Annotated in this window: 21 protein-coding genes; 12 read left to right on the plus strand and 9 right to left on the minus strand. The window is 68.3% G+C overall.

Features of this window, described 5'->3' with window-relative positions:
* Window positions 1-3: 3 nt before the first annotated feature.
* From AC1DYN_RS03335 to pcaF, 3 genes are read left to right on the plus strand one after another with little or no spacing between them, the layout of a single operon-like run.
* Complete coding sequence (locus AC1DYN_RS03335; protein ID WP_477957678.1) at window positions 4-2,061, plus strand: 3-hydroxyacyl-CoA dehydrogenase NAD-binding domain-containing protein; 2,058 nt, start codon at window positions 4-6, stop codon at window positions 2,059-2,061.
* Between the two features lie 2 nt (window positions 2,062-2,063).
* Window positions 2,064-3,398, plus strand: coding sequence for an MmgE/PrpD family protein (locus tag AC1DYN_RS03340; RefSeq protein WP_477957679.1), 1,335 nt, complete (start codon window positions 2,064-2,066; stop codon window positions 3,396-3,398).
* 8 nt (window positions 3,399-3,406) lie between these two features.
* Entirely contained in the window at window positions 3,407-4,618 is a 1,212-nt protein-coding gene (gene pcaF, locus AC1DYN_RS03345; RefSeq protein WP_477957680.1) for a 3-oxoadipyl-CoA thiolase, read from the plus strand.
* Window positions 4,619-4,684: 66 nt separating this feature from the next.
* Here pcaF and AC1DYN_RS03350 read toward each other — a convergent pair whose 3' ends face one another.
* The 5 genes from AC1DYN_RS03350 to AC1DYN_RS03370 form a co-directional block, all read right to left on the minus strand.
* The gene (locus tag AC1DYN_RS03350; RefSeq protein ID WP_477957681.1) at window positions 4,685-5,680 is read right to left on the minus strand and encodes a nicotinate-nucleotide--dimethylbenzimidazole phosphoribosyltransferase; all 996 of its coding nucleotides are present in this window, start codon (window positions 5,678-5,680) and stop codon (window positions 4,685-4,687) included.
* Between the two features lie 49 nt (window positions 5,681-5,729).
* The gene (locus AC1DYN_RS03355; protein ID WP_477957682.1) at window positions 5,730-6,650 is read right to left on the minus strand and encodes a hypothetical protein; all 921 of its coding nucleotides are present in this window, start codon (window positions 6,648-6,650) and stop codon (window positions 5,730-5,732) included.
* 16 nt (window positions 6,651-6,666) lie between these two features.
* Window positions 6,667-7,341 (minus strand): hypothetical protein, encoded by a 675-nt coding sequence (locus AC1DYN_RS03360; protein WP_477957683.1) that lies wholly within the window; start codon window positions 7,339-7,341, stop codon window positions 6,667-6,669.
* 31 nt (window positions 7,342-7,372) lie between these two features.
* Entirely contained in the window at window positions 7,373-8,596 is a 1,224-nt protein-coding gene (locus AC1DYN_RS03365) for a hypothetical protein (RefSeq protein ID WP_477957684.1), read from the minus strand.
* A gap of 159 nt (window positions 8,597-8,755) precedes the next feature.
* The gene (locus AC1DYN_RS03370) at window positions 8,756-9,865 is read right to left on the minus strand and encodes a glycoside hydrolase family 5 protein (protein WP_477957685.1); all 1,110 of its coding nucleotides are present in this window, start codon (window positions 9,863-9,865) and stop codon (window positions 8,756-8,758) included.
* A gap of 328 nt (window positions 9,866-10,193) precedes the next feature.
* On the opposite strand from AC1DYN_RS03370, the gene AC1DYN_RS03375 reads away from it, so the two are divergent.
* The 5 genes from AC1DYN_RS03375 to AC1DYN_RS03395 all read left to right on the plus strand — a co-directional run bounded on the left by AC1DYN_RS03375 (window position 10,194) and on the right by AC1DYN_RS03395 (window position 17,575).
* Window positions 10,194-11,264: a substrate-binding domain-containing protein gene (locus AC1DYN_RS03375; protein WP_477957686.1), complete on the plus strand. Its 1,071-nt coding sequence runs from the start codon at window positions 10,194-10,196 to the stop codon at window positions 11,262-11,264.
* Between the two features lie 77 nt (window positions 11,265-11,341).
* On the plus strand, window positions 11,342-12,007 hold the full coding sequence (locus AC1DYN_RS03380; RefSeq protein ID WP_477957687.1) for a response regulator: 666 nt from the start codon (window positions 11,342-11,344) through the stop codon (window positions 12,005-12,007).
* Window positions 12,004-13,380, plus strand: a complete 1,377-nt coding sequence (locus AC1DYN_RS03385; protein ID WP_477957688.1) for a sensor histidine kinase — start codon at window positions 12,004-12,006, stop codon at window positions 13,378-13,380. Before AC1DYN_RS03380 ends, AC1DYN_RS03385 begins: the two co-directional genes overlap by 4 nt.
* A gap of 73 nt (window positions 13,381-13,453) precedes the next feature.
* Complete coding sequence (locus AC1DYN_RS03390) at window positions 13,454-15,460, plus strand: TonB-dependent receptor plug domain-containing protein (RefSeq protein WP_477957689.1); 2,007 nt, start codon at window positions 13,454-13,456, stop codon at window positions 15,458-15,460.
* Between the two features lie 153 nt (window positions 15,461-15,613).
* Complete coding sequence (locus AC1DYN_RS03395) at window positions 15,614-17,575, plus strand: autotransporter-associated beta strand repeat-containing protein (RefSeq protein ID WP_477957690.1); 1,962 nt, start codon at window positions 15,614-15,616, stop codon at window positions 17,573-17,575.
* Window positions 17,576-17,619: 44 nt separating this feature from the next.
* On the opposite strand, the gene AC1DYN_RS03400 is transcribed toward AC1DYN_RS03395, so the two are convergent.
* Together AC1DYN_RS03400 and AC1DYN_RS03405 are read right to left on the minus strand one after the other, a co-directional pair.
* Window positions 17,620-18,039 carry a type IV pilin protein gene (locus tag AC1DYN_RS03400; RefSeq protein WP_477957691.1) on the minus strand — a complete coding sequence of 140 codons (420 nt, stop codon included), beginning with the start codon at window positions 18,037-18,039 and terminating at the stop codon, window positions 17,620-17,622.
* Window positions 18,040-18,173: 134 nt separating this feature from the next.
* Window positions 18,174-19,082, minus strand: a complete 909-nt coding sequence (locus AC1DYN_RS03405; protein WP_477957692.1) for a DMT family transporter — start codon at window positions 19,080-19,082, stop codon at window positions 18,174-18,176.
* Window positions 19,083-19,206: 124 nt separating this feature from the next.
* Between AC1DYN_RS03405 and AC1DYN_RS03410 the strand changes: the two genes are divergently transcribed.
* Window positions 19,207-19,653 (plus strand): Lrp/AsnC family transcriptional regulator, encoded by a 447-nt coding sequence (locus AC1DYN_RS03410; RefSeq protein WP_477957693.1) that lies wholly within the window; start codon window positions 19,207-19,209, stop codon window positions 19,651-19,653.
* Between the two features lie 5 nt (window positions 19,654-19,658).
* Here AC1DYN_RS03410 and AC1DYN_RS03415 read toward each other — a convergent pair whose 3' ends face one another.
* Window positions 19,659-21,476: an eCIS core domain-containing protein gene (locus AC1DYN_RS03415; RefSeq protein WP_477957694.1), complete on the minus strand. Its 1,818-nt coding sequence runs from the start codon at window positions 21,474-21,476 to the stop codon at window positions 19,659-19,661.
* Between the two features lie 83 nt (window positions 21,477-21,559).
* Here AC1DYN_RS03415 and AC1DYN_RS03420 point away from each other — a divergent pair, with 83 nt between their 5' ends.
* The 3 genes from AC1DYN_RS03420 to AC1DYN_RS03430 are packed head-to-tail and all read left to right on the plus strand — an operon-like array spanning window position 21,560 to window position 23,539.
* Window positions 21,560-21,700, plus strand: a complete 141-nt coding sequence (locus AC1DYN_RS03420; RefSeq protein ID WP_477957695.1) for a hypothetical protein — start codon at window positions 21,560-21,562, stop codon at window positions 21,698-21,700.
* Complete coding sequence (locus AC1DYN_RS03425) at window positions 21,697-22,866, plus strand: epoxide hydrolase family protein (RefSeq protein WP_477957696.1); 1,170 nt, start codon at window positions 21,697-21,699, stop codon at window positions 22,864-22,866. The genes AC1DYN_RS03420 and AC1DYN_RS03425 overlap by 4 nt, the downstream gene beginning before the upstream one ends.
* Window positions 22,867-22,894: 28 nt before the next feature.
* The gene (locus AC1DYN_RS03430; protein WP_477957697.1) at window positions 22,895-23,539 is read left to right on the plus strand and encodes a helix-turn-helix domain-containing protein; all 645 of its coding nucleotides are present in this window, start codon (window positions 22,895-22,897) and stop codon (window positions 23,537-23,539) included.
* Here the strand turns inward: AC1DYN_RS03430 and AC1DYN_RS03435 are convergent.
* Complete coding sequence (locus tag AC1DYN_RS03435; RefSeq protein WP_477957698.1) at window positions 23,536-24,420, minus strand: GNAT family N-acetyltransferase; 885 nt, start codon at window positions 24,418-24,420, stop codon at window positions 23,536-23,538. The two genes, AC1DYN_RS03430 and AC1DYN_RS03435, sit on opposite strands and share 4 nt — an antisense overlap.
* Window positions 24,421-24,446 lie beyond the last annotated feature (26 nt).

Genomic DNA, 24,446 nt, shown 5'->3' on the forward strand with positions numbered 1-24,446 from the left:
ACCATGACGGACACCCGGGTGCGCGTGGAGCGCGATGGCGACATCGCCGTCGTCATCATCGACAACCCGCCGATCAACGCCGGGTCGGCGGCGGTTCGGCAGGGCCTGCTGGAGGCGGTGCACGAGCTTCAGGTCGACACGACCCTGCAGGGCGCGGTGCTTGTCGGCGCGGGCCGCACCTTCATCGCCGGATCCGACCTGCGCGAGTTCGCACAGCCGCTGGCCGCGCCGCAGCTGCCAGCCGTGATCGCCGCGATCGAGAACTGCGGCAAACCCGTGGTCGCTGCGCTGCACGGTGCCGCGCTCGGCGGCGGCTTCGAGCTGGCACTGGGCTGCGATGCCCGCGTCGCTGCGCCCGGCACCGTGCTGGGGCTGCCGGAGGTGACGCTGGGGATGATCCCCGGCGCGGGCGGCACGCAGCGCTTGCCGCGGCTGGTCGGCATCACGCGCGCCATCCAGATGATCTGCAGCGGTGAACGCCTTCCTGCCGACGCGGCGCGAGAGGCCGGCATCATCGAGGAGATCGCCGAAGGCGAGCTGCGCGCGGCAGCCGTCGCCCATGCGCGGCGCCTCGTCGGGCGCAAGCGGCGCATCCGCGACCTGCCGGTGCCCGCGAGCGATGCGGTGGCGGTCGCGCTGGCGAGCGAGGCAGCCCTGAAAGCGGGCAAGCAGCGTCCGGCTGTGCAGGCGGCGATCGAGGCCATCATCGCTTCGGCCGCCACGCCCATCGATGCGGCGCTGGCCGACGAGCGCGCGGTGTTCCAGCGGCTTCGCGTCACCCGCGAAGCCTCCGCGCTGCGCCACCAGTTCTTCGCGGAGCGGGAAAGCGCGAAGCACCCGTTGCTGCACGGTGCCGCGCCGCGCCGGGTTCGGCACGTGGCAGTCATTGGTGCCGGCACGATGGGCTCGGGCATGGCGATCGCCATGCTTGAAGCCGGCTACGAGGTGCTGCTGCTGGAGCAGGACGCCGCGGCATTGCAGCGCGGATCGGCGCGCATTCACGAGCATTTCGCCGAGCGCGTGCGCGGCGGCAGGATGAAAGCGGCGTTTGCGGCCGCCAGCCAGGCACGGCTGAGTGCAAGCCTGAACTGGGAGTTGCTCGCTGAAGCGGATCTCGTCATCGAGGCGGTGTTCGAGGACCTGGGCGTCAAGCGCGAAGTGTTCAAGCGCATGGACGGCGTCGCTCGCCCGGGCGCTGTGCTCGCCAGCAACACGTCCTACCTGGACCTGGACGCCATTGCCGCGGCGACCAGCCGTCCGCAGGATGTGATCGGCATGCACTTCTTCAGTCCCGCGAACGTCATGAAGCTGTTGGAGGTCGTGCGCGGGAAGGCCTCATCCGTCGACGCACTGGCCACTGGCCTGGAAGTGGGCAGGACGTTGAAGAAGGTGCCGGTGCTTGCCGGCAATGCCTTCGGCTTCATCGGCAACCGGCTCTACTCGGCGTACCGCAGCCAGTGCGAGTTCATGCTCGAGGAAGGAGCCTGGCCGCAGCAAGTGGATGCAGCCCTGCAGGCCTTCGGCTTCGCCATGGGTCCGTTCGCCGTGGCCGACCTGTCGGGGCTCGACATTGCCTGGCGCATGCGCCAGGCACAAGCAGCCGCCCGAGACCCCGCTGCGCGCTACGTGCGCATTGCCGACCGCTTGTGCGAGGCGGGGCGACTGGGCCGCAAGAGCGGTGCCGGCTACTACGCCTACGCGGCCGGTTTGAAGGGCCCGCAGGTCGACGCGGCAGTGCACGCACTCGTCGAGGCCTGCCGCGCGGAGAAAGGCATCCATGCACGCAGCTTCACGAATGCGGAGATCGTGCGCCGCGTCATGCTCGCGATGGTCAACGAAACGGCGCTGCTGCTCGCCGAAGGCATCGCGGAGCGCGCCACCGACGTCGACGTGGTTCTGGTCCACGGCTACGGCTTCCCGCGCTGGGAAGGTGGCCCGGTGTTCTGGGCGCGTTGCCAGGGCGAGGCGGCGCTGGCTGCAGATCTCGACGATCTGGAATGCATCAGTGGCCCCGGCTTCGTGCGCGGCGAGCTGCACCACCTGTGGGAACGGGAGGCTTGACCATGACGGCGATCGAGATCCTCGCACGCTTCGCTGCCGACTCCGCGAAAGTGCCGTTGCCCCCGGACGTGCTGCATGCTGCGCAGCGTGCCGTCGTGGATTGGTACGCGTCGATCTACCCGGGCCTGGCGCTGGAGGCCGTTGGTGTGCTCGAACGGGTGCTCGCCGACGACCTGGATCGCGGGCGCGCGCGCCTGGTCGGTCGAGGCGCCGGGCGGGCCGCGACGGTGCGCGCAGCCGCGCTCTACAACGGCACGGCGGCGCACGCCGCGGAGATCGACGACAGTTTCCGCGATGCGATGTACCACCCCGGCGCCGCGACGATTGCGGCCGCCCTTGCCATGGCGCAGTCGGTGAACGCGCCTGGGCCGGCCTTCCTGCGTGCCATCGTGCTGGGCTACGAGCTCTCCACGCGGATCGGCGTCGCGATGGGACGGCCTCACTACGAGTTCTGGCACAACACCGGCACCATCGGCAGCTTCGGGGCCGCTGCCGCAGCAGCAGCCCTGCTGCAGCTGGACGAACTCGCGACCGCGCGGGCCCTGGCGATCGCCGCCACCTTCACCGCCGGGCTGCAGCAAGCCTTCCGGCATGAGAGCATGGCCAAGCCGCTGCATGCCGGCCGCGCGGCCGAGGCCGGAGTCCTCGCAGCACAGCTTGCCGCGACCGGCATGCGCAGCTCGCTGGACGCGCTCGACGGCGAAGCCGGTCTTGGCCGGGCGATGAGCACCGGGCCGGACTGGTCCGCGATCGGCGCGACGCTGGGACAGGATTTCCACATCACGCGGCTGACCTTCAAGAACCACATCGGCTGCGGCCACACATTCGCTGCGATAGACGGGGCGCTCGCGCTACAGCGGCAGCACGGCTTCACGCATGCCGACATCGAGCGGCTGGACCTGGGCGTTTACCAATCGACGTTGGACATCGCACCGCACGTGGACCCGCAGAATGCAGACCAAGCCAGGTTCAGCCTGCACTACATGGTGGCGACGGCGCTGGTGCACGGCAGTGTGCGTCTTGCCGCCTTCGAACCCCCTCGGCTGAACGATCCCGCCACGCGTGCACTGATGACACGCATCGCCAAGGCGCTCGACCGTGACATCGATGCCGCCTTTCCGGGCCGGCGCGGCGCGCGCGTCGAGATCCTGTTGCGCGATGGCCGCAGGCTCGTCCACCTGCAGCCCGATCGCAAGGGCGATCCGGAGCTGCCGCTGTCCGATGCCGATCTCGAAGGAAAACTTCTCGAACTTGCCGAGCCCACGATCGGCGCGGCGCAGGCACGCGCGCTGCTGAGTCGGATCTGGGCGCTGCACGAACAGCCCGGCCTGCCTTGAGGACTGCCATGACCCGAAACGCTTTCGTCTGTGACGCCATCAGAACGCCCTTCGGCCGCTATGGCGGCACTCTGTCGACACTGCGCGCCGACGACCTTGGCGCGATTCCGATCGCCGCGTTGCTGGCCCGCCATCCGCGTGTCGACTGGCAGGCCGTGACCGACGTGATCTACGGGTGTGCGAATCAAGCGGGCGAAGACAACCGCAACGTGGCGCGCATGAGCGCGCTGTTGGCAGGCTTGCCGCTCGAGGTGCCAGGCTCGACGGTCAATCGCCTGTGCGGCTCGGGCCTCGACGCGCTGGGTACGGCAGCCAGGGCCATCAAGAGCGGCGAGGCGGAGATGGTGATCGCCGGCGGCGTGGAAAGCATGTCGCGCGCGCCCTTCGTGATGGGCAAGGCGGAAACGGCGTTCTCGCGCAGCACGAAGATCGAGGACACGACAATCGGCTGGCGATTCGTCAACAGGCTGATGAAGGAACGCTACGGCGTCGAGACGATGCCCGAGACAGCGGAAAACGTGGCCACCGAGTTCGGCATCGAGCGCCTGGCCCAGGACCGCATGGCGCTGGCCTCCCAGGCGAAGGCGATCGCCGCGCAGAAGGCCGGCATCTTCGATGCCGAGATCACGCCGGTGACGATCCAGCAACGCAAAGGGGCCCCGATCGTCGTCGCAAAAGACGAGCATCCCCGCGAGACCTCGATGGAGGCGCTGGCCAGGCTGGCCGGCGTCGTGACGCCCAACGGCACGGTGACGGCAGGCAATGCCTCGGGCATCAACGATGGTGCTTGCGCGCTGCTGCTGGCCGACGAGGCCACCGCCGCGCGCCAGGGCCTGACGCCACGCGCGCGCGTGGTCGGCATGGCGACCGCCGGTGTGCCCCCGCGCGTCATGGGCATCGGCCCGGCACCTGCGACACGCAAGGTGCTGGAGTTGACTGGCCTCAGCCTTGCGCAGATGGACGTGATCGAACTGAACGAGGCTTTCGCGGCGCAAGGCCTCGCAGTGCTGCGCGAGTTGGGCCTGGCTGATGACGACGCCCGCGTGAATCCCCATGGCGGCGCGATTGCGCTGGGCCACCCGTTGGGTGCCAGTGGCGCACGCTTGGCGACAACAGCGATCAACCAGCTTCACCGTACCAGCGGCCGCTACGCGCTGTGCACCATGTGCATTGGCGTCGGTCAAGGCATTGCAGTGGTGCTCGAGCGAGCCGGAGCATGACGCCGATACCGACGCGCTGGATGTCCTGACAAGTGAAGAGCCGAAGTCGTCGAGGCAACGTCGGGCCTACTCGACGTGGGCCACTGCGCCGAGCAGCTGTTCAGCTGATTTCAGCAAGGGCCAGGCGAGCACGGCGTTGCAGCTTTCGCTCGTGCACAGTGCTGCATCGAGCAGAGGCTCGGCGCCCAACACCTGCAGCCATCGCGCGTGCCCATTCGCCTGCGAGCCATGCGAGAAAACACAACATTCCAGAAGTGCTGGTGCCAGCTTGGCGGCAACAGCCACGGCCGCCGTCGTGATGAAACCACCGACAACGATCGCGCGGCGCTCTCGCGCAGCCTGAAGAACCGCCCCGACGAGCGCAGCGATCTCCAGGCCCCCCAATGCCGTCAGGGCGGCCACCGGGTTGGAGATGCCGACATGCAGATCCAGTGCGCCCTGCAGCACCGCCAACTCCCTCGTGCGACCAAGGTTGCCGAAGCCCGCGCATTCGGCAAGCGGCATGCCGGTGAGTCGGCTCATCAACAATGCAGCAACCTCGTTGCCCATGCCGGTCTCTCCCAGCAGCAACACATTGCCCGGCAGCCGGGTGACCAGGCGCGTGCCGCGCTCCATGGCGGCACGGCATTGCCCGACCGTCATGGCGGCACCACGGCTGCTGTCCAAGGTACCTCGCGCCAACTTGATCCGGACCAACTGCAAGTGCGGCTCCAAATCGGCGCGCAAGCCGCAGTCGATCACCGTCAGCGCCAGGCCGTTCCGCCGAGCAAACATCGACGCGACCGTGTTGCCGGCCAGGAGGTTGCGCACCCGCAGCGTCGCCACATCCGCCTGATAAACCGAAGCCGTCCGCGCCACGATGCCGTGGTCGGCGGCGAAAACCACCAGCTGCGGCTTCTCCAGCCGCGGCCGGGCCGAACCCTGGATTTGCGCAAGTTTCTGGGCCAGCAACCCGACGCAGCCGTGCACGCCGGCCGAGCCGGGCAGCTGGCCAATGCCATGTCGCACTCGTTCAGCCAATGCGGGGTCGTAGAGGCGTGGGATGTCGTCGGTAGCGATCATGATGTGTCAAGCCCGTTGACGCTCGCGGCTGGCGCGTGCCGCTGGCCTCCTACTTCAACAGCGACAGCGTGCCCACGTTGAAGCTCACGGCGCGGTCCCCCACGGGTTCAGGCGCGTCGGCAATCTCGATGGCGGTGAGCGCCTCCAGCGTCGACTTGACGTCGACGCCGTCGGCACCGCAGTACTCAGGCGCCGCGAATTGAGAGAACTCGATGCGGTATTCCGTGACCTGCGGCTTCACCGGCAGCATCAGGATCGGGTAGCAACCCCGTTGCTGAACGGCCGGGTCGTTCCCCACCAGGCGCAGGCGCAGCTTGTTCACCGTATGACCCGCCAGGTGAACCTTCAACGCCTTGTACTCGGTGGCCACCACGGGTCGCTGCGAGACCAGCACGATCCCGACGCCGGCCCACTGGCTCCCGCCACGAGGGGTGAACTGTCCCGTGATGTTGAGCACGCCGTTGTTGCGGACCGTGATGTCCCCCAGCGTCGCGTCGCCCGGCCTTTCGGCATAGATCAACCCCTCGATGAAACCGCCCTCCACTGCGGCCGTCGTGCCGTTGAATGCGGTCCAGAGGCGCTCGACCCCGGTCACCGTCACCGGTGGAGGGGAAACCGCCGCCGCGGCAGTCGCCGGGACCACGGCCAGCAGCGGGGCAGGCGCCGGTCCCGGTGCTTCGGTCGGCGCCGTCCGGGGTGCCTGTGGCTTCGCTGCTGCCGGCGCCGCGACGGTGACGCGCCGAGGCGCCGCGGCCGCGGGCGCTTCGGCCTCCCGGCGCAGCTTGACCTCGACCCGGCCCGCTTCGAGGATGCGGCGGAACGGGCTGTCAGCCAGCCGCTTGGCCTGGTCATCGGCCTTTTCCGGATTCGGCATGTTGGCCGGCACCTGTGCCGTCGCCTCCAGCGCCAGCGCGGCCAATGCGGTGGCCAGCCCGCGGCTGAGCAAGGTGGTGTGATTCAGGTGGCGCATGGCTTGCCCCCTCGACTCAGCGAGCCAGCCCGATGGCACCCACGCCGAAGCTCACGGTGCGGTCACGCATCGGCGCCGCGGCTTCGGCCACTTCGATGCCGGTCAGATTCTCCAGCGTGGGCTTGAGCGCGACACCCTTGGGGCCGCAATAGCCTTCGGGGGCGAAGCGCTCCAGCGCAATCCGGTACTCGGCCACTTCGGGCTTCACGGCTTGCCACACCATCGGGTAGCAGCCGAGCCGCTGAGTGGCCTCGTCCGGACCGACAAGCCGCACGCGCAGGCGGGTGCTGGTTGCCGAGCTGAGCCGGATCGTCAGGAACCTGTAGTCGCCGGCTTTCACCGGGATCGATCTCGGCGCGCCGACATTGACCCCCAGACCGCCCCACTGGCTGGCGCCCTTGCCGAAGAATTGCCCGGTCACGGCGAGGACATCGCCGTGCACGGCCAGCGGCGCTACCAGCGCATCTCCCTGCTTCTCGGAGAAGGCGAAACTGGTGATCACCCCTCCCTCCGGCGTGCGTGACGGGCTCTTGAACGTCGTCGCCCACGACCGATCCGCCGGGTCGGCCGGCACGTTGGGCGCCGCGGCCTGCGACGCGAGTGGAACGACCATGGGCTTGGGTGCCGGCGACTGGGCACACGCGCCCAGCAAGGCGCACGCTGCGAGGGCGAGGAAGGGGCCGAACTTCATGTCATCTCCTTGTTGGTTGGGTCCGCGCCGTTCACTGACCCGACAGCAGGACAGGCTTGCCGATGACCACCGACACCGCATCCAGGCCCGCGCTGCCCTTGAGCTCGCGGATCTGGAACTGCTTGAGCCTGGTCAGCGCGAGTGCGGTGTCGGGACGCGTGGCGCTCGCAGCCGCGCAGCTGGCATCGGGGTTGTTGGCCAGGCTGAACGACGAGAAGGGAATCACGCGGGTCGCGGCGGTGCCGCTCAGGCCGGTGACCACGTAGCTCGGGAAGCAGCCGTCATCCACGGCATCGGCCGACTGCAGCATGACCACGACCTGGCTGTTGCTGGTGGAGGCCAGGTTGAGGCTCAACGCGGGCCAGCCGGAAACGTCGCTCGTCGCGGTCAGCGGCAGCACGGCCACGGTGGCGGCCCAGGACTCGGTGGCTGAAGTCCGATTGCCGGTCAGCGTGTAGGCCGAGTCGCTTTCGGCGAGGGCGTTCCCCGTTGCGCCGGTGCCGTACTCGAACGAGAACGGGCCCGTGATCGACACGGCCGAGGTTGCCGGCGTGGCGGGCTTGGGCGCGAAGGCGATGCTTCCCACATGGATCCCGACGGTGGCGGAACCGGTGGCCGGGAAGGCCTCGTCCGACACCTCGATGGCCCCGATGTTGGCCAGCGTGCCGGCCAGCGCAGGGTTGGTGGCAGTTGCGCCGGCGCAGAAGTCGGGAAGCTTGAAGTTGGCCTCGGTCAGGGCCAGCTCGTAGTTCGTCTGGGTGGCGGTGACGGTCACGCTGGCCGCCGGCACGCAACCGTTGGGTGTCGAGCTCGCCGCCTTGATCTTGAGCTTGAGCGTCTTGTTGGTGCCGGTCGATGCCAGCGAGAACTGCACCTTGGTCGCGCCGGATTGAACCTGATTGCGATCGGCATCGCGCAGCGGGATATCGATGCCCACGCCGCCAAAGGTGCTGCCGCCGGTGTTGCTGAAGCTGCTGGTGACGGTGAGGATGTTGCCGCCGACACCCAGCACCGGCAGCGCGGGCAAGTCGCCCCCCTTTTCGGCATAGGCGAATGCCGAGGCAGTTCGCCCCTGGTCGGTGCTGCCGTCGGCCGCGGTGAACGACGCAACGACCTGTCCATTGATGGTGACCGGCACGGAGGGCGCCGGCGCAGGCGCGGGACCCGGCACGGGTGTGCCTCCGCCGCCGCAGGCTGCAAGCAGCAGGAACAGGGTCGAGATGGCGGCCATGCGGTGGGAGTTGTCGATGTTCATGGGGTCTTCTTTGCTGTGGGGGTGGTAGACGATGGCCTGCACGTGGCGGGCGGACGGATCAGCGTTGCGCCGCGACGTGGCGAACGCGGGGGAATCAACACGGAGACGATGGACACGAAGGCGCCGGGCCCTGCCGGCCGTGGACGGCCAGGCGGGTGCTCATCGGCCGTACAGGGCATCTCTCAGGTCGGCGCGGAACGCGCCGGCACGCGAGGGGTCGTAGACGCCGAAGCCCGAGGCCAGCTCCCAGTAGTGCCAGCTCATGCCGCGGGCCTCGATCAGGTCGCGCATGGCACGCGAGTAGCGCGCCCGCGCGGCGCTGTCCGCAGCCGAGTACGCCCCGAACTCGCCGACGAAGACCGGGTAGCCCATCTTCGTGCCATAGGCTTTCGCGACGTCCAGGCCCCAGGTCATTCGCGACAGCTGGTCCGCCGAGCAGCAGCTCTGCCCGACAGGCAGCGCAGGTGTGACCCACGTGGCACCCTGGTGGGTGAAGTCGAACGGTTCGTAGTTGTGAACCGTGAGGATCAGGTTGGCGTCGTTGGGCAGAACGAGCTTGGACAGGTCGGCCGCGCTGTTCCAACTGGTCGGGCCGACGACGATCAGGCGTTGCGGGTTGTCGCGGCGAATCACGCCGACAGCCCGCGCCATGAGGTCGTTCCAGCGATCGGTCAGCTTGCCGTGCGGCTCGTTGTAAACCTCCAGGATCAACCGGTCGCTGCGATTCTTGTAGCGAGCCGCGATCTGGCGCCACATCGCGAGGAAGCGCACTTCCACCACGGCGGGATCCACCAAGCGCTCGTTTGCGTCCAGCACGTCGCCGTCCAGCTGGCGATAGTGGTGCATGTCGAGCAGCACGTAGACGCCCTTGTCCAGCAGGCGGTCGACCACGCTGTCCACGCGTGCGAAGAAGTCAGGGTCGATCACTGCCGCAGCATCGGCCGAGGCGTGGTTGCTCCACCGGACAGGCAGCCGAACGCTGTCGAAGGTGCCGCCATCGAGCAGATCGATGAAGCGTTGCTCCACGGTCAGGCCCCAGTCGCCTTCTCTCGGCGGCTCGAGCATGTTGCCGAAGTTCACCCCGCGCCCGAATGCCGCTGCAGCGGCGCTGGCTCGCGCCGAGGCGCCAGGCGGGCTGCCCGCCGCCGCTGCGGGATAGTCGGCCAGCGTTCCCGTGTCGGAAGCCGTCGCTCCGCCCGCGCCACCGCAAGCCGCCAGCCCCACGCAAAGAAGACCCGCGGTCAAAGCGAGCCGTGCAATCGATTGCAAGTTGGGGGAAAAAAGACCTGGAACAAGCCCGTCAGAGGTGCTGCAAGTCGAGCGTACATCCGTATTCGTCATTCGTTCAACGTCCAGTCCAGAGATTCGAAATGGTCTGCAATCGATTGCAAGCCTGATGGATGTTGCAGCGAAGTTACTCGCTGTGTCAATTGGTGAGTGCCRTATCATCGGCAGACCGTGAACTACTAGACGGCGGGCCGGTCTTTTCGCCATGTCGGCGCCAACGCGCGATACGGAAGCAGCAGCTTGCCGGAACTTGCTCGGCGCAATCGTTCCCAGGAATCGCGAAGGAGCGCCCTTTCGGGCAAGCATTTCAATGACCAGTCCTAGAAAAGGACGCCAAGGCGGCTTGGCGAACCGAGGCGCGCCGGAGCAAAGTGCGACCCTTCAGGATGTCGCTCGATTGGCGGGTGTTTCAGCCAGCACTGTGTCGCGCATCCTGAACGGGCAGGTCGACTCGTCCAGGCGCGATGCAGTCGAAGCCGCGATCAAGAAGCTGCGCTTCAAGCCGAACCTTGTGGCGAAAAGCCTGCGCAGTGGGGTGAGCATGACCGTTGGCGTGTTGATGCAGGATTTCGACAACCCCTATACCTCGCGTGCAGCCACGGGCGTGGAAGACGAACTGAGGAGCAGTGGCTACACCCCCATCTTGATCTCGGGCCACTGGAATCGCGACGGTGACGAAACGGAACGCGTTCGCCTGCTGATGTCGCGCAAGATCGACGGCATCGTGGTCATCGGTGGACGGCTCAGCGACGCGCAGTTGCTGGATCTCTCCGAGCTTCAGCCCATTGTCGTCATCGGCCGCGAATGCCATGGCCCCCGCCTGCGCTCGCTCGACGTCGACCAGCGCCAAGGCGGCTATATGGCGACCCGGCACTTGATCGAGTTGGGGCATCGTCGAATCGCTCACATCGCAGGGATCGAATACCAGCCTGATGCGATCGCCCGCATGCAGGGTTACATGGATGCGCATCGCGATGCCGGTCTGTCGGTAGACCAGCGCCTCATCGCGCGCGGTGACTTCTCCGAGTTGGGTGGCATGCAGGCGATGCAGACCCTGCTGGACTCCGGCATCGGCCTGACGGCAGTCTTCGCGGCGAATGACCCGACTTTGAATGGCGCGCGACTGGCCTTGTTCAATCGAGGCATCGAGGTGCCGGGGAAGGTCTCGCTGGTGGGGTTCGACGGCTTGCCTCCTTCCGCGTATTCCGTGCCGCCGACCACCACCGTTCGGCAACCCATCTACGAGATGGGCTGTACCGCCGCCAGGGAACTGCTTCGGCTACTGGGCGTGAAACAGCTGAACGACACACCGATCGGGTCGCTGGAACTGCAGCTGATGGTGCGGGGAACCACCGCACCACCGCCCCGCTCGGCTGAATGACGCGCCGCGTGCCGCGCGCATCGCGCCCGACCCGTTCTTAAGCATCGGCCAAGCCGGCCAGCCCTACCATCGCGCGGATGCACCTGCTCCTGATCGAGGACGATGTCGACCTGGGCGCGTCGCTGCAGCAGGCGCTGCGCGGCGCCGGATTCAGCAGCGAATGGCTTCGCACCGCGTGCGACGCCCACCGCTTCGCCCTGGCGGGCGGGCATCACTGCATCCTGCTCGACCTGGGCCTGCCCGACGGCCACGGGCTCGACCTGCTGCGCGCATGGCGCCGCGACGGCCTGGCCGTGCCGTTGATCGTCATCACCGCGAGCGACGCGCTGGGCGATCGCCTGGCCGGCCTGGACGAAGGCGCCGACGACTTCATCGTCAAGCCCTTTGCCGTGGTCGAGCTGGTCGCGCGTGTGCGCGCGGTCACGCGGCGTGCCGCGCAGCAGGCCGCTTCGGTATGGACCATCGGCACGCTGGCCATCGACATGCGCCAGCGCTCTTGCACGGTGGATGGCGAGCCGGCGGGCCTCTCGCCGCGCGAGTTCGACGTGCTGGCTGCGCTGGCGCGCGCCGGCGGCAGCGTGGTGCCCAAGCACCGCCTGGCGCAGGCCCTGGCCCCCCTGGGCGATCCGCTGGACTTCAACGCCATCGAGGTCCACGTCCACAACCTGCGGCGCAAAGTCGGCGCGGAGCGCGTGAAAACCGTGCGCGGCATCGGCTACCTGCTGGCCGGAGACCGCGCATGAGCGCGGCCGCGGCGCGACCGCCGCGGCTGCAGCGGCGCGTGCTGCTGGCGATGCTGAGCGTGATCGTGCTGCTGTTCCTCGCCTTCTTCGGCTTCATCCTGTGGGAGGCGCTCAAGCGCGATTCGGGCGAGCTGGACCGCGCCCTGCTGCGCAACGCGCAGAGCCTGGCACGCACGCTGGACCGCATGCCCGACGACGCCAGCGTCAGCGCCGGCGTCACCGTCTTCTTGCACCTCAGGGCCGATTCCGCGGCCAACGATCCGACTGGCGAGCCGCGGCCCCTGCTGCTGGTGTCCCGCCGCGACGGCGGCCTGCGCCTGCCGGCGGCGCGGCCCGGCGACGCCGACCCGCTGCGACTGCCCGACGGCCTGTCGGAAACCGTGCACCAAGGCGCCACGCTGCGCAGCTACACCGCCATCGGCCAGCACTGGACCGTGACGCTGCTCGACGACGACATGCGGCGCACGCGCTGGGCCGCACGCGAGGCCGGCGTCGAGCTGCTGGGCTACCTGGCGCTGACGCTGCCCGTCATCCTGCTGCCGGTGTGGCTGGCGCTGCGCGCGGCACTGGCGCCGCTGCAAAGCCTGTCGGACCAGGTGGCCGTGCGCGCTCCCGCCGACACGAGCCCCATCGTGCTGCCCAAGGGCTACCGCGAGCTGCTGCCGCTGCAGACGGCGTTGAACCGGCTCTTCGAGCGCGTGGCCGCCACCTTCGCCCGGGAAAAGGCCTTCGTGCACGACGCTGCGCACGAGTTGCGCACCCCGCTGGCCGTCATCAGCACCCAGGCCCATGTGCTGCAGACCAGCGAGGGCCCGGCGCGCCACGAGGCCGCACGCCGCCTGCAGGGCGCGGTGGAGCGCGCCTCGCACCTGGCGCACCAGCTGCTTCGCCTGGCCCAGGCCGACGCCACGGCGCTCGCGCCGCGCGAACCGGTGGACGTGATGAACGTCGCGCGCGACACCCTGGCCGGCATGACCGAGGTGGCCGCCGGACTGGGCAGCGAGCTGTCGCTGAGCGGCCCCGACAACGCCGTGCTGGCCACCGACCCGCGTGCGTTGCATTCGATGCTGAGCAACCTGGTGGACAACGCGCTGCGCTACGGCGGACGCGGCGTGATGGTCGACGTGAGCATCGACGTGCAGCCCGCGCGCTGGCAGCTGCGCGTGGTCGACAACGGGCCGGGCATTCCCGTCGCGCAGCGTGAACAGGTGTTCGAGCGCTTCTGGCGCGGCAAGTCCGGGGACGAGCGTGGCGCGGGCCTGGGCCTGGCCATCGTGCGCGAAGCAGCGCGCTCGCTGGGCGGCGACGTCGACCTGCAGGTCGGCCACGGCGGGTGCGGCTGCAGCTTCACCATCCACCTCCCCCGAACGTAGGGGGCCCGTCTTCAGCAAGCACGAAGGTGGTTGCGGCGAGCATCTCGCCCATCGTCACTGCTTCTCGTGCTTCATGCCGCTGCTGCGCCACCCCCACCGCCTCGCCCTCGGCGCCGTCACCCTGGCCTGCGTCCCCCCGGCCTGGGCCCAGGATGCGGAAGCACCTGCCGAGCCCATCCGCCTGGAGACCGTCGAGATCCAGGGCAAGCGCGTGCACAACGCCGCCGGCAGGCAGGCGCTGACACGCGAGGAACTGGCGCGCATCCCCGGCAGCAGCGGCGACCCGATGAAGGCCGTGATGGCCCTGCCCGGCGTGACCACCACCGACGACAGCAGCAGCGCCCCCGCCGTGCGAGGCGCGCGTCCGCAGGACAACGCCTACTACGTCGACTTCCTGCCCGTGGGGTACCTGTTCCACCTGGGCGGCTTCGCCAGCACCTTCCACCCCGACCTGATGCGCCGCTTCGACCTGGCCAGCGCCGCCTGGAGCCCGGAGTACGGCGACGTGGTGGGCGCGGTGTTCGACATTTCACTGCGCAACCCGCGCACCGACCGCCTCGGCGGCAAGCTCGACTTCAGCCTGCTGGGGGCCAGCGTGCTGGCCGAAGGGCCCCTCGGCGACGGCCTGTCCTTCTTCGTCGCCGGCCGGCGCAGCTGGTTCGACCTGGCCGTCAAGACGGTGGAGGACGAGAAGGAAGGCGTCAGCCTGACCGTGCCCGTGTACCACGACTCGCAGGGCCGGCTGTTGTGGGAGCTGAACCCCGGCCATCGCCTGCGGCTGGACTTCAGCACGGCAAACGACCGCATCGACTTCAGCACGAAAGAAGGCTCCAGGGCCGCCCAGCGCGACCCGGTGCTGCTGGGGAACAGCAGCATGCGCCAGTCCTACAGCAGCTTCGCACTCAGCTGGGACGGCGACTTCGCCCAGTCCACCAGCAACCAGCTCGCGCTGGGCCAGATGGCCACGCGCGATTTCACGCGCATCGGCAGCGCGGGCTTCTACGACGCCAAGGTGGTCACGACCTACCTGCGCGAGCAACTGCGCCTGGCCTGGACGCCCGAGCACGCCACGACGCTGGGCGGTGCGGTGAACAGCCGCCTCGTCGATCTCGACCTGGACATCCAGGACCCGCGCTGTACCGAGTTCGACCCCAACTGCGACATCAGCTCCGCCGGCCGCGTGGTCTCGCTGCAGGAGACACGCCAGAACCAGGCCGAGGCCTACGCCAATCACCGGTGGCGGCTGTCGCCCGAGTGGACGGCCACCGGCGGCCTGCGTGCCAGCCGCGACTTCTACCTGCGCCAGACCTTCACCGAACCGCGCCTGGGACTGGAGTGGAACCTGTTGCCGCGCACCATGGTGTCGGCAGGCATGGGCCGGCACAACCAGCCGCCGCCGATCGAGCAGGCGCTGCGCGACATCGGCAACCCCCAGCTCGCCCACCTGCGCAGCACGCACTACGTGCTGGGCGTGACGCAAGCACTCGACGCAGGCTGGTCGGTGCGTGCCGAGGTCTATCGCAAGACCTTCAAGGGCTATGCCGTCGACGACCCGGCGCTGAACTACCGCAACGGCGGCAGCGGCACGGCCAGCGGCTTGGAGCTGCTGGTGAAGAAGGACGGCCCCGAGAAGCTGACCGGATTCTTCGCGCTCAGCGTCTCGCAGGCACGGCGTCGAAACGACCAGACCGGCGAGAGCTTCCGCTTCGACCACGACCAGCCCGTCATCGCCACGCTGGTGGGCCAGTACAAGCAGTCGGACGCCTGGACCTGGGGGGCCAGGTGGAGCTATCACACCGGCTCGCCGTACACGCCGGTGGTGGGCACGGGCGTGTACCCTGACGGGCGCACGAAGCCGGTCTACGGCGCCATCAATTCGCTGCGCGTGCCGCCCTACCACCGGCTGGACCTGCGGCTGGACCGCAAGGTGTCGCCCCGTCTCACGCACTACGTCGAGCTGATCAACGCGTACAACCGGAAGAACGTCTCGGGCTACAGCTACAGCCCCGACTACGCGACCCGCGAAGAGGTCTACCAGCTGCCGGTGCTGGTCTCTTTCGGGATTCAGTACGCGTTCTAGGGCAGCGCCGACGCAGAGGAGCAATCACCGCCGCGGGGGGCGGAGCACTTTTGACCATTGCATGACGGCGCCGTGATGTCATGCGTGTGTCACCGGGCGACGACACGATGCGGCTCGCTCGCTTCCTCAATCGCTCGCAATCATTCAAGTGTCATGACCCTCGCCCTGCATCACCGAACACTGCTCGCATCTCTCGTCGCTGTCGCCTTGGCAGCCTGCGGCGGAGGCGGCGACGACAGCAGCACGCCCGCGCTCTCCATCCCCGCCGCCCCGCAAGGCGTCGGCCACGCCGAGAGCGCATCCGCCGCCGACGAAGCCGGCACGCCGCCCTTCGTCGACAACGCCGCCACCAACCAGCGCGGCGATGCCCGCTACGCCACGCTGGAGACGAATGCCGGCGTGCGCGTCCTCCGGCCCTTCCTCGACCTGTGGCAGCCCCGCAGCCTGTTCGTCGATGCAGGGCAGTCGGCCCCGGCGAACGGCAGTTTCCCGGCCGTCGCGGCCTCCGACTGGAGCGGCGTCCCCGGCGACGCAAGCGACGGCAAGGTGCTCAACGCCGACGTGCATGCGGCCAACATCCAGTACGTGATCGGTGCCACGGGCAGCCGCACCGCCGCGCAGGAGCTCCAGGCGTACCTCGACGACCGCCGCGGCAAGGGCTACAGCGTGACCGACGGCCTGGGACCGCTGACCGCGGCCTGGCGTGCGGCGGCCCAGCAGACCACGACCATCGTCGACATCCCCGCCGATGCCGGCACCGTCAAGTACGACGACAAGGGCAACAACATCGGCGTGGGCGGCAGCGCGAACGCGAACTTCGGCAGCGTCGTCGATTTCGTGTCGAACATCGGAGAGAACGGCTCCACCGAACCCGCCAAGCGCTACTTCAAGTACGCGCGTCCGTGGCGCTGGAGCAGCAGCGTGAAGGTGCCGGCCTCGCTCGAACCCGTGAAGAGCCCGACGCCGGCGACCGACGGCGGCTTCAACAGCGGCCACGCGGCCGAGGGCACGCGCGACGTGCTCGCCATGGCCTACCTGGTGCCGGAGCGCTACCAGGAGCTGCTGCTGCGCGGCCTGGAACTGGGCGAGAACCGCATCCTTGCCGGCATGCATTCGCCGCTGGACGTGATGGGCGGCCGGGTGCAGGCGCAGGCCGTCGCGGCCGCGTCGCTCGCCACCGGCACCAACAGCACCGGCACGCTCAAGGCCGACGCCTATCGGCAGGCGCACACCGCGCTGATGGCGGCGGCAGGCGCGAGCAGCCCGGCCGCGCTTTACGACTTTGCGCACTCGCAAGGCATGGACGGCGACCGCTTCGCCGACCATGACCGGAACAAGGCCGACTACCTCCGGCGCCTCACCTACGGCTTCAAGCCTGTCGGCGACACGACCCGGCCGGTCGTCGTGCCCAAGGGCGCCGAGGCGCTGCTCGAAACCCGCCTTCCCTACCTCGACGCCACGCAGCGCCGCGTGGTGCTGAAGACCACCGCGCTGCCTTCGGGCTACCCGCTGCTCGACGATGCCGAGGGTTGGGGCCGCCTGAACCTGTTCGCAGCGGCCGATGGCTATGGCGCATTCGGCGGCGACGTGGTGGTCACGATGGACGCCGGCAAGGGCGGCTTCCACGCGCTGGACAGCTGGCGCAACGACATCGCCGGCGTCGGCAAGCTCACCAAGCGCGGCAGCGGCACGCTCAAGCTCGGCGGCCGCAACAGCTACGCGGGCGGGACGGAGGTGATGGAAGGCACGCTGCAAGCCGAATCGGCCACCGCGTTCGGCAACGGCGACGTCTACGTGTCCGGCGGCACGCTCGTCAACAATGCCGCCTCCGCGCTGGTGATCGCCGGCGGCTACACCCAGCTCGCGAACACCACGCTGTCGTTGACCCTGGGCAGCGCCGGGGCCGGCCGGCTGACCGTGGGCGGCATCGTCACGCTCGCGGGCGGCAGCCTCAAGCTCAGCTTCCGGTCGGGATCCACTCCGGCCATCGGCGACACGCTGACGCTCATCAGCGGCAGCCGGCTCAGCGGACGCTTCGACGCCATCACCGTCGACGGCTTCAAGGTGACCCCGACCTACGGCGCCACCACGGTCACCCTTCACATCGACGGCTGATTGCTGCACACCGGACGACGGTGAGAGGGATGACGAGCGCCTCCTCACCAGTTCGAGAATCCGCAGGCACTGCTGGAGGTCGCCCTGCCGATGCTGTCGAGCACCAGGTTGCAGCCCGCCGAACTGCCTTGCCCGGCGGCCCTCAGGGTGTAGGCGGTGGCGCTGCTCGCGACCGTGTACGAGAAATACTGGCCCATGGAGGGCTCCCACCCCGGGAACAGGCCGGCGCTGGCAGCGGTCCCTTCGTCGAACGGTTGGTACTGCAACCGGCGTTGCCCGATCTGCTCCATCTTGATCGCGAGCGTGGCCAGATCCTCTGCCGCCGCGCGCGCACGGCACTTCTTGATGTAGGCGAGATACGAGGGCACTGCGCCTCCCGCCATGATGCCGACCATGCCCAGCACGACGAGGACCTCGACGAGCGTGAAGCCACGCGGAGAAGATGTTTTGAAGCAGGTGTCCATGGCACGCGACGGTTACAAACGGTGACTGGATGCTGCGGCAGTCAGCCGTTCGTTGCATGACGCGGCCTTCACCAAATTCCGATGCGGCGCCGAGGACTCCCGAGGTTGAGGAATTGTCCCGATCTGCGCTGGCGTCAACCTTGCGCGGCACGCCGAACAACCGTCCCGGCCTTCTGCCGGGACCAGCCCAGCGTCGAGCCTGCGGCCGCCAGCAGGATCGCGGCAGCGCCGACCCATTGGAAGAATCCGAGGCGTTGTGCAAAGACCGCGTAGTCCACCACGAGTGCCACGAGCGGGTAGATGAACGACAGCGCACCGACTGTCGACGTCGGCAGCTTTTGAATCGCGCCGTAGAGCAGCACGAACACCAGGCCGGTATAGACCACCCCCAGGGTGACCAGCGTCCCCCAGGTGCCGGCATCCACCGGCGGGTCGCTGAGGCGCGCGAACGGCGCGAGCATCGCGATGCCCACGCCCACCTGGATCAGCGCGATGAATTCCGGCGAGGTCCCTCGCAACCGTTTCGCGACCAGGGCAGCGACAGCGTAGAAGAAGGCTGCACCCAGGGCCATCAGGATGCCGACGACGTAGCGCGCGCCCGGGTGACCGCTGGCGCCCTGCCCCCACGCGATGAGCAGCACGCCGGTGAACGACAGCGCGAGCCATGCGAGCTTGTCGGCCGTCAGCCGTTCGCCGAACAACAACGCACCCAGGCCGACCAGCATGAAGGGCTGCGTGTTGTAGACGACGGTGGCGACCGAGATCGACGCGTGCGAGAACGACGCAAAGATCAGCAGCCAGTTGAGCACCAACGCCACCCCGCCGAACGCCGCCCAGGCGGTCATCCGAAGCGAAAGGCCGCGTCGAAAATGACGACGGATGCCGCAAACGACGGCCAGGGTCGCGGCCCCGAACACGCAGCGCCAGAAGAGCAGTTCGAGCAAGGGCCGGCCGGAGCGAACCACGAACCATCCGATCGTGCCGGAGATCGCCATCGCCAGCGTCATCTCGATCGCACCGCGGCTTGTGTTGCTGATTGTCATGAGGCAATTTCTCGAGTTCCTCGGAGAATTGCACAGGCGGCTCGAGCATTGAATGCCATTTGTTAGGTGATATCGAATGGACACCTAATAATGCGAGGCACCTTGTCTCTTTGACCGTCCCGCCATGATCGACGCCACCGACCGCTCCATCCTCGGCATCCTCGCCTGCGACGCGCGCATCTCATTGAAGGATCTCGCCCAGCGCATCGGGATGTCCTCGCCGAGCACGTCCGAGCGGCTGCGACGCCTCGAGGAGCGCGGTGTGATTCGGGGCTACAGCGTGGACATCGACCCGCAGGCCCTCGGCTTCCAGCTCCAGGCCATCGTCCGGGTTCGACCGTTGCCCGGCCATCTGCGCGACGTCCAGGCTTTGATGCAGGCGCTGCCGGAGATCAGCGAGTGCGACAAGGTCACCGGCGAGGACTGCTTCATCGCGCGCATGCACGTGCGCTCGATCGCGCAACTCGATGAGATCCTCGATCTCATCACCGACAAGGCCGAGACCAACACATCGATCGTCAAGGCCACGGTGATCGGCCGCCGCGCGCCGCCTCTCGGGTTCACGCGATGAGGTGTCTAGGTGGATGAAAACTCGGCCAGACCGCTCAGCACGTTGAGATCCCTTGCGGCCTTCAGGACTTCCGGGTCACGCACCAGCGCATAGAGATCGTCGGGCAGGACGGCATCGACACTCTCGAGGTCATAGGCCAGGGTTGCTTCCCGCTCCTTGTCCAGGCCTTTCTTGATCGTCTCCACCAGTTCGAGGAGGTCTTGCAGCCGGACGCCTTTGGGCAACCGCGTCTCCACCTTCGCCTTGGCGAGGCCTGCCCGAACCAGCGCTTCGAGGGCGAACAGCACGTCCATGCACCGCCCCCAGCGAGCGAGCCGTGCCTCCATGCTTCCCTTCTTGTCCAGCCCGCGCACGAAGTAGTCGAGATTCGTCGAGAGCTTGCGCGACAGGGTGAGCAGCTCGCCCAGGTGATCGACCCCGACATTGCTTGCGCCGACGCTCTCAGCGTAGGCCTTGACGTCGGCGTTGAAGTCGTTCGCGCAGACGAGGTCGTAGTCGACCTTGCCGCCGAGGTGCTCCTGGATTTCCTGGACGTGGTACTCGCCGATCATCCAGACGCCCTCGACGTTTTTCATCTCGCTGGCCAACTTGCTCATGGCGACGGTTCGCGTGAAGTCGTAGGACGTCTTCCGTGTCTCGGACAAGTCGGGCAGCAACCGGGAGATCTCGAAGTCGATGGTCTCCAGGGCCTGGGGGAACTTGGCCTCGTGAAAGGCCTCGAGCAGCGACGCGTCCAGGGAACGATCCGTGGCGCCGGCGAGCAGGCGACCGAAGATGGCGCCGTATTCCTTCTTCATGCCGTCGAAGGCCTTGCCCACCTTGCTGAAGGCCTGGTCTCGCGACTTCAGATCCCCCTCGAGAAAGTCGAGGGTCTCCAGCATGCTCTTGGCAGACAGCGCAACCTGGGCGGCCTGCACCATGTCGAGGATCGCCGGTTTCCCGATCGACACGGGCAGGCTGTGCAGCACCGACCGGATGAGGGCGAAATGATGCTTCATCCGGTCGATGTCCCAGGCAATGAAGTGGTCGGGATGCTCTGAAGAGGCCGGCTCGCCTTTCAGGCTTCCGGTCCCCGGCTTCTGGGGCTCCTCCCAGTAGCAGCGCATGGAGGGTTCGACCTTCTTCACGTGTCCTGCGAAGGCAGCTTCGAGCTGCCGGTGTTCCTGCGACTTGGTGTGCAGTTCACCCGCGACGCTCAGCCCGTTCGGCTTGGTGGTGTACCGCTGGATCGGCCCCTGGCCCGCCGTCGACGGCACCGCCCTGCCCGCCGCCGGCGCCGCCGCAACGTGATCGCCATGCATCATCTGGACTGATTTCGAGCCCATCACGTCGGCTTCGCGCTCCAGGGCCTCGTCATCGTTGAGCGACACGCCCATGGCCTGGACCGTGGCGCCGACTCTGCCTTGCTTCTGTTGAACCACATGCCAGGCCTCATGCGGCAGGTGCTGCTCCTGCCCGGGCCCGAGATGGATGTGATGGCCCTGGGCATAGGCCAAGGCATTCAACTGCGCAGGCATGCCGGAGTTGCGGTGAACGCGGACGTCGGACATGTCCATGCCTGAGAGGGACTCGATGCCGGCTTTCAACGGGTCGGGCATGCCGGTCTCGTTGACGCGCGCCTGCAGCGGTGGCTCGTCTTCCAACCCGCGGGTCTCGCGCTGGATCGCACTGCCGAATGCGGCGTCGAGAGCACGGCGCTGCACCAACATGCGCGGCGACCTGTCAATGGCGGCCTGCAGCCCGTTGTCCAGCCCGGAGTGGGCGGCGGCTGGCCCTTTCGGTGCGTCAGCCACCGGCTTCGACGTCTTGTCTGCGTGCTGCATGTGATGACCGGTCAGTGGACCTGGAACTCCATCGTCGGATGGCTCCAGTAGCCCACATCGGCCGCGGAACTTCAATCAGCAGAATGCTGATCCCGACCACCCGGGCTGCTGATGCGCTGAACCAGGATGGCAATTTGCAGGACGTCGGTTTTCTACAAGATCGCAAAGCGCCCTTGCCCGACAGTGGAGCCCTCACCACTGATCACCGCAAGGAGCCACGATGAACACGACGATCCGCCCGTTCCGCATCGAGATCGCACAAGCACAGATCCTCGACCTGCAGCGCCGCCTCGCCGCCACCCGCTGGCCGCAGCCGGTGGACCCGGGCTTCGGCCATGGGCAGTCGCTCGCGCTGGTGCGCGAGCTGGCCGCCTACTGGGCCGATGGGTTCGACTGGCGCGCCCAGGAGGCCCGGTTGAACCGCCATCCGCAGTTCATGACCGAGATCGACGGCCAGGCCATCCACTTCATGCACATCAAGTCGAAGGAACCCAACGCCTTCCCCTTGATCCTGACGCACGGCTGGCCCAGTTCCCCGGCCGAGTACCTGGACCTGATCGGGCCGCTCACCGATCCGCGCAGCCATGGCCTCGACGCTTCGGTCGCGTTCGACCTGGTGATTCCGTCGGTGCCGGGCATGGGGTTGTCGTCGCCACTGGCCGCCACCGGCTGGGATGCGGCCCGCACCGCAGCGGCCTGGGACACGTTGATGAAGCGCCTGGGCTACACCCGCTATGGCGCGCAAGGCGGCGACGTGGGCGCGCTGGTGGCGCGCGAGCTGGGCATCCTCGCGCCCGAGGGCCTGGCCGGCGTGCACGTGCAGCAGGTCTTCGCCTTCCCCCAAGGCAGCCCCGGCGAGATGGAGGGCCTGTCCGCGTTCGAGATGGAAGGGTTCAAGAGCCTGGAGTACTTCCGCAAGTACGCCGGCTACGTCGACATCCAGTCCAAGCGCCCCGGCACGCTGGCCTATGGGCTGGTCGATTCCCCGGCCGCCCTGCTCTCGTGGAACGCCGAGCTGTTCTTCGGCTTCGAAGGCGAGCGCATCGCCGAGGTCGACCGCGACCGCTTCCTGACGCACGTGTCGCTGTACTGGTTCACCGGCACCGGCGGCCAGGCCGCCGAGTTCTACCTGGCCAATGCCGCCAGCGGCGCCGGCTACCGCGAGCTGCCCAACCCCACGCCGACCGCCGTGGCCGTGTTCCCGAACGACTTCCGCTCGGTCCGCAGCTTCGTGGCCCGCTCCCACACCCGGGTGCTACAGTGGTCCGAGATGCCGCGCGGCGGCCACTTCGCCAACGAGACCGATCCGCAACTCGTCATCGAAGACCTGCGCCGCTTCTTCGTCGGACTGCAAGCGCAAGATGCCCCTTTCGGAAGGAACGATCGCTGAAGAAGAGCGTGCGGCGGACTCGCCCCTGGTGGCGAAGGTCCGCCAGGCCCGCTACGCCGGCGATGCACGCGAGGTGGCCCTGCCCGACGGCTCCTGGGACCTGCTGTTCGTGCGCCGCGGCGGCGGCCGGCTGATGGTGATCCAGACCGGACAGATCGCGGCGCCTCTCGCGGTGGACAGCCAGGCCGGCGACGAGATGCTGACGATCGCCTTCAAGCCCGAGGTCTACATGCCCCGCCTGCCGGGGCGATTGACGTTCAACCAGGGCGTGGCTTGCCCGGTCGAAGACGATCGCAGCTTCTGGATCGGCCCGGACCGCTTCGAGGTGCCCAGTTTCGACAACGTCGAGCAGTTCGTGTCCGCGCTGTCGCGCAAGGGCCTGCTGGAGCGTGACCCGGTCGTCTCGCGAGCGCTGCAGGGCGTGCGCCAGCGGCTCGACGAGCGCAGCATCCAACGCCACTTCGCGGAGGTCACCGGCCTCGGCCTCAAGGCGTTCCAGCAGATCGCCCGGGCCCACGAGGCCGCCCGGTTGCTGCGCCTGGGCCAGGCGCCGTCGCAGGTTGCGGCCGAGCTCGAATTCACCGACCAGGCCCACCTGACGCATTCGCTGAAGCGTTTCCTCGGGCAGACACCGCGGCAGATCGCCCGGGATCCAGGCGCTGTGCAGCGTTAACCGGCCTGCAGCCGCTTCTCGAAGAAGGCGTCCGGATAGGGATCGTCATTGAAGCGCGGGATGTCGACCCAGCCCGTCTTCCGATAGAGCTCGATGGCTTCGGGCAGGGCGCTGTTCGTGTCGAGGCGGAGCACGCGGATGCCCAGTTCGCGCGCGGCGTCTTCAATGGCGGCCATGAGGCGGCGCGCCAGCCCTTGGCCACGCGCTGCCGGGGCCACCCACAGCCGCTTGACCTCCGCCAGGTCGCGGCCATCGCCCTTGAGGCCCACGCAGCCCACGGGAAGCCCGTCCGACCAGGCGAGCAGGAAGGTGCCGCGCGGCGGGATCATGTCGGCGGCATCCGGGTCGCGCGAGCGCGCGACGTCGAATCCGGATGCGAAGCGCCGCGCGAGTTCGTCGTAATAGGCCTTCAGGCAGGCCCGGGCGGGCTCGCCCTTCGGATGGGCTTCCTCGACGACGGTGCGGTCGCGCAGCAGTGCGCAGGCGATCAGGTCCATTGCTGCCAGCAGCGTTTCAGGATGCGGATGGCGCGCCAGGATCGCGCCGGCCTGGTCATCGGACAGCTTCTCGTAGGCCCGGAACTCCCGCTGGCCCGTGCGCGTGAGACGCACGACCCGGCGTCGCGCATCGTCGGGATGGGCGACGGTCTCGACCAGGCCCTCCTCCTCCAACCCACGCAGCAGCCGGCTGGTCAGGCCGGAGTCGAGGCCCAGCGACTCGCGCAGGCGGCCCACGTCCGCGATCCCCCGCCCGATCGAATTCAGCACGCGCGCGGCACCGAGAGGCCGGCCGCGACCGAGGAAGGAGGTGTCGAGCGCGCCCACCTCGACGGTGACGGCACGGTTGAACCTGCGCACTCGGGCGATCACATCCGCATCCATATATCTGACTTTAGTCAGGCATATGC

The sequence above is a fragment of the Rhizobacter sp. P2_D12 genome, from assembly GCF_056404395.1.

Bases quoted from the DNA above. Each gene is read 5' to 3' on its own strand.
- AC1DYN_RS03390 (WP_477957689.1), top strand. From the start codon at position 13,454: ATGCCGCTGCTGCGCCACCCCCACCGCCTCGCCCTCGGCGCCGTCACC.
- pcaF (WP_477957680.1), top strand. From the start codon at position 3,407: ATGACCCGAAACGCTTTCGTCTGTGACGCCATCAGAACGCCCTTCGGC.
- AC1DYN_RS03415 (WP_477957694.1), bottom strand. From the start codon at position 21,476: ATGCAGCACGCAGACAAGACGTCGAAGCCGGTGGCTGACGCACCGAAA.
- AC1DYN_RS03405 (WP_477957692.1), bottom strand. From the start codon at position 19,082: ATGACAATCAGCAACACAAGCCGCGGTGCGATCGAGATGACGCTGGCG.
- AC1DYN_RS03375 (WP_477957686.1), top strand. From the start codon at position 10,194: ATGACCAGTCCTAGAAAAGGACGCCAAGGCGGCTTGGCGAACCGAGGC.
- AC1DYN_RS03335 (WP_477957678.1), top strand. From the start codon at position 4: ATGACGGACACCCGGGTGCGCGTGGAGCGCGATGGCGACATCGCCGTC.
- AC1DYN_RS03410 (WP_477957693.1), top strand. From the start codon at position 19,207: ATGATCGACGCCACCGACCGCTCCATCCTCGGCATCCTCGCCTGCGAC.
- AC1DYN_RS03435 (WP_477957698.1), bottom strand. From the start codon at position 24,420: ATGGATGCGGATGTGATCGCCCGAGTGCGCAGGTTCAACCGTGCCGTC.
- AC1DYN_RS03380 (WP_477957687.1), top strand. From the start codon at position 11,342: ATGCACCTGCTCCTGATCGAGGACGATGTCGACCTGGGCGCGTCGCTG.
- AC1DYN_RS03360 (WP_477957683.1), bottom strand. From the start codon at position 7,341: ATGAAGTTCGGCCCCTTCCTCGCCCTCGCAGCGTGCGCCTTGCTGGGC.
- AC1DYN_RS03340 (WP_477957679.1), top strand. From the start codon at position 2,064: ATGACGGCGATCGAGATCCTCGCACGCTTCGCTGCCGACTCCGCGAAA.
- AC1DYN_RS03395 (WP_477957690.1), top strand. From the start codon at position 15,614: ATGACCCTCGCCCTGCATCACCGAACACTGCTCGCATCTCTCGTCGCT.
- AC1DYN_RS03400 (WP_477957691.1), bottom strand. From the start codon at position 18,039: ATGGACACCTGCTTCAAAACATCTTCTCCGCGTGGCTTCACGCTCGTC.
- AC1DYN_RS03355 (WP_477957682.1), bottom strand. From the start codon at position 6,650: ATGCGCCACCTGAATCACACCACCTTGCTCAGCCGCGGGCTGGCCACC.
- AC1DYN_RS03365 (WP_477957684.1), bottom strand. From the start codon at position 8,596: ATGAACATCGACAACTCCCACCGCATGGCCGCCATCTCGACCCTGTTC.
- AC1DYN_RS03420 (WP_477957695.1), top strand. From the start codon at position 21,560: ATGCTGATCCCGACCACCCGGGCTGCTGATGCGCTGAACCAGGATGGC.
- AC1DYN_RS03385 (WP_477957688.1), top strand. From the start codon at position 12,004: ATGAGCGCGGCCGCGGCGCGACCGCCGCGGCTGCAGCGGCGCGTGCTG.
- AC1DYN_RS03425 (WP_477957696.1), top strand. From the start codon at position 21,697: ATGAACACGACGATCCGCCCGTTCCGCATCGAGATCGCACAAGCACAG.
- AC1DYN_RS03350 (WP_477957681.1), bottom strand. From the start codon at position 5,680: ATGATCGCTACCGACGACATCCCACGCCTCTACGACCCCGCATTGGCT.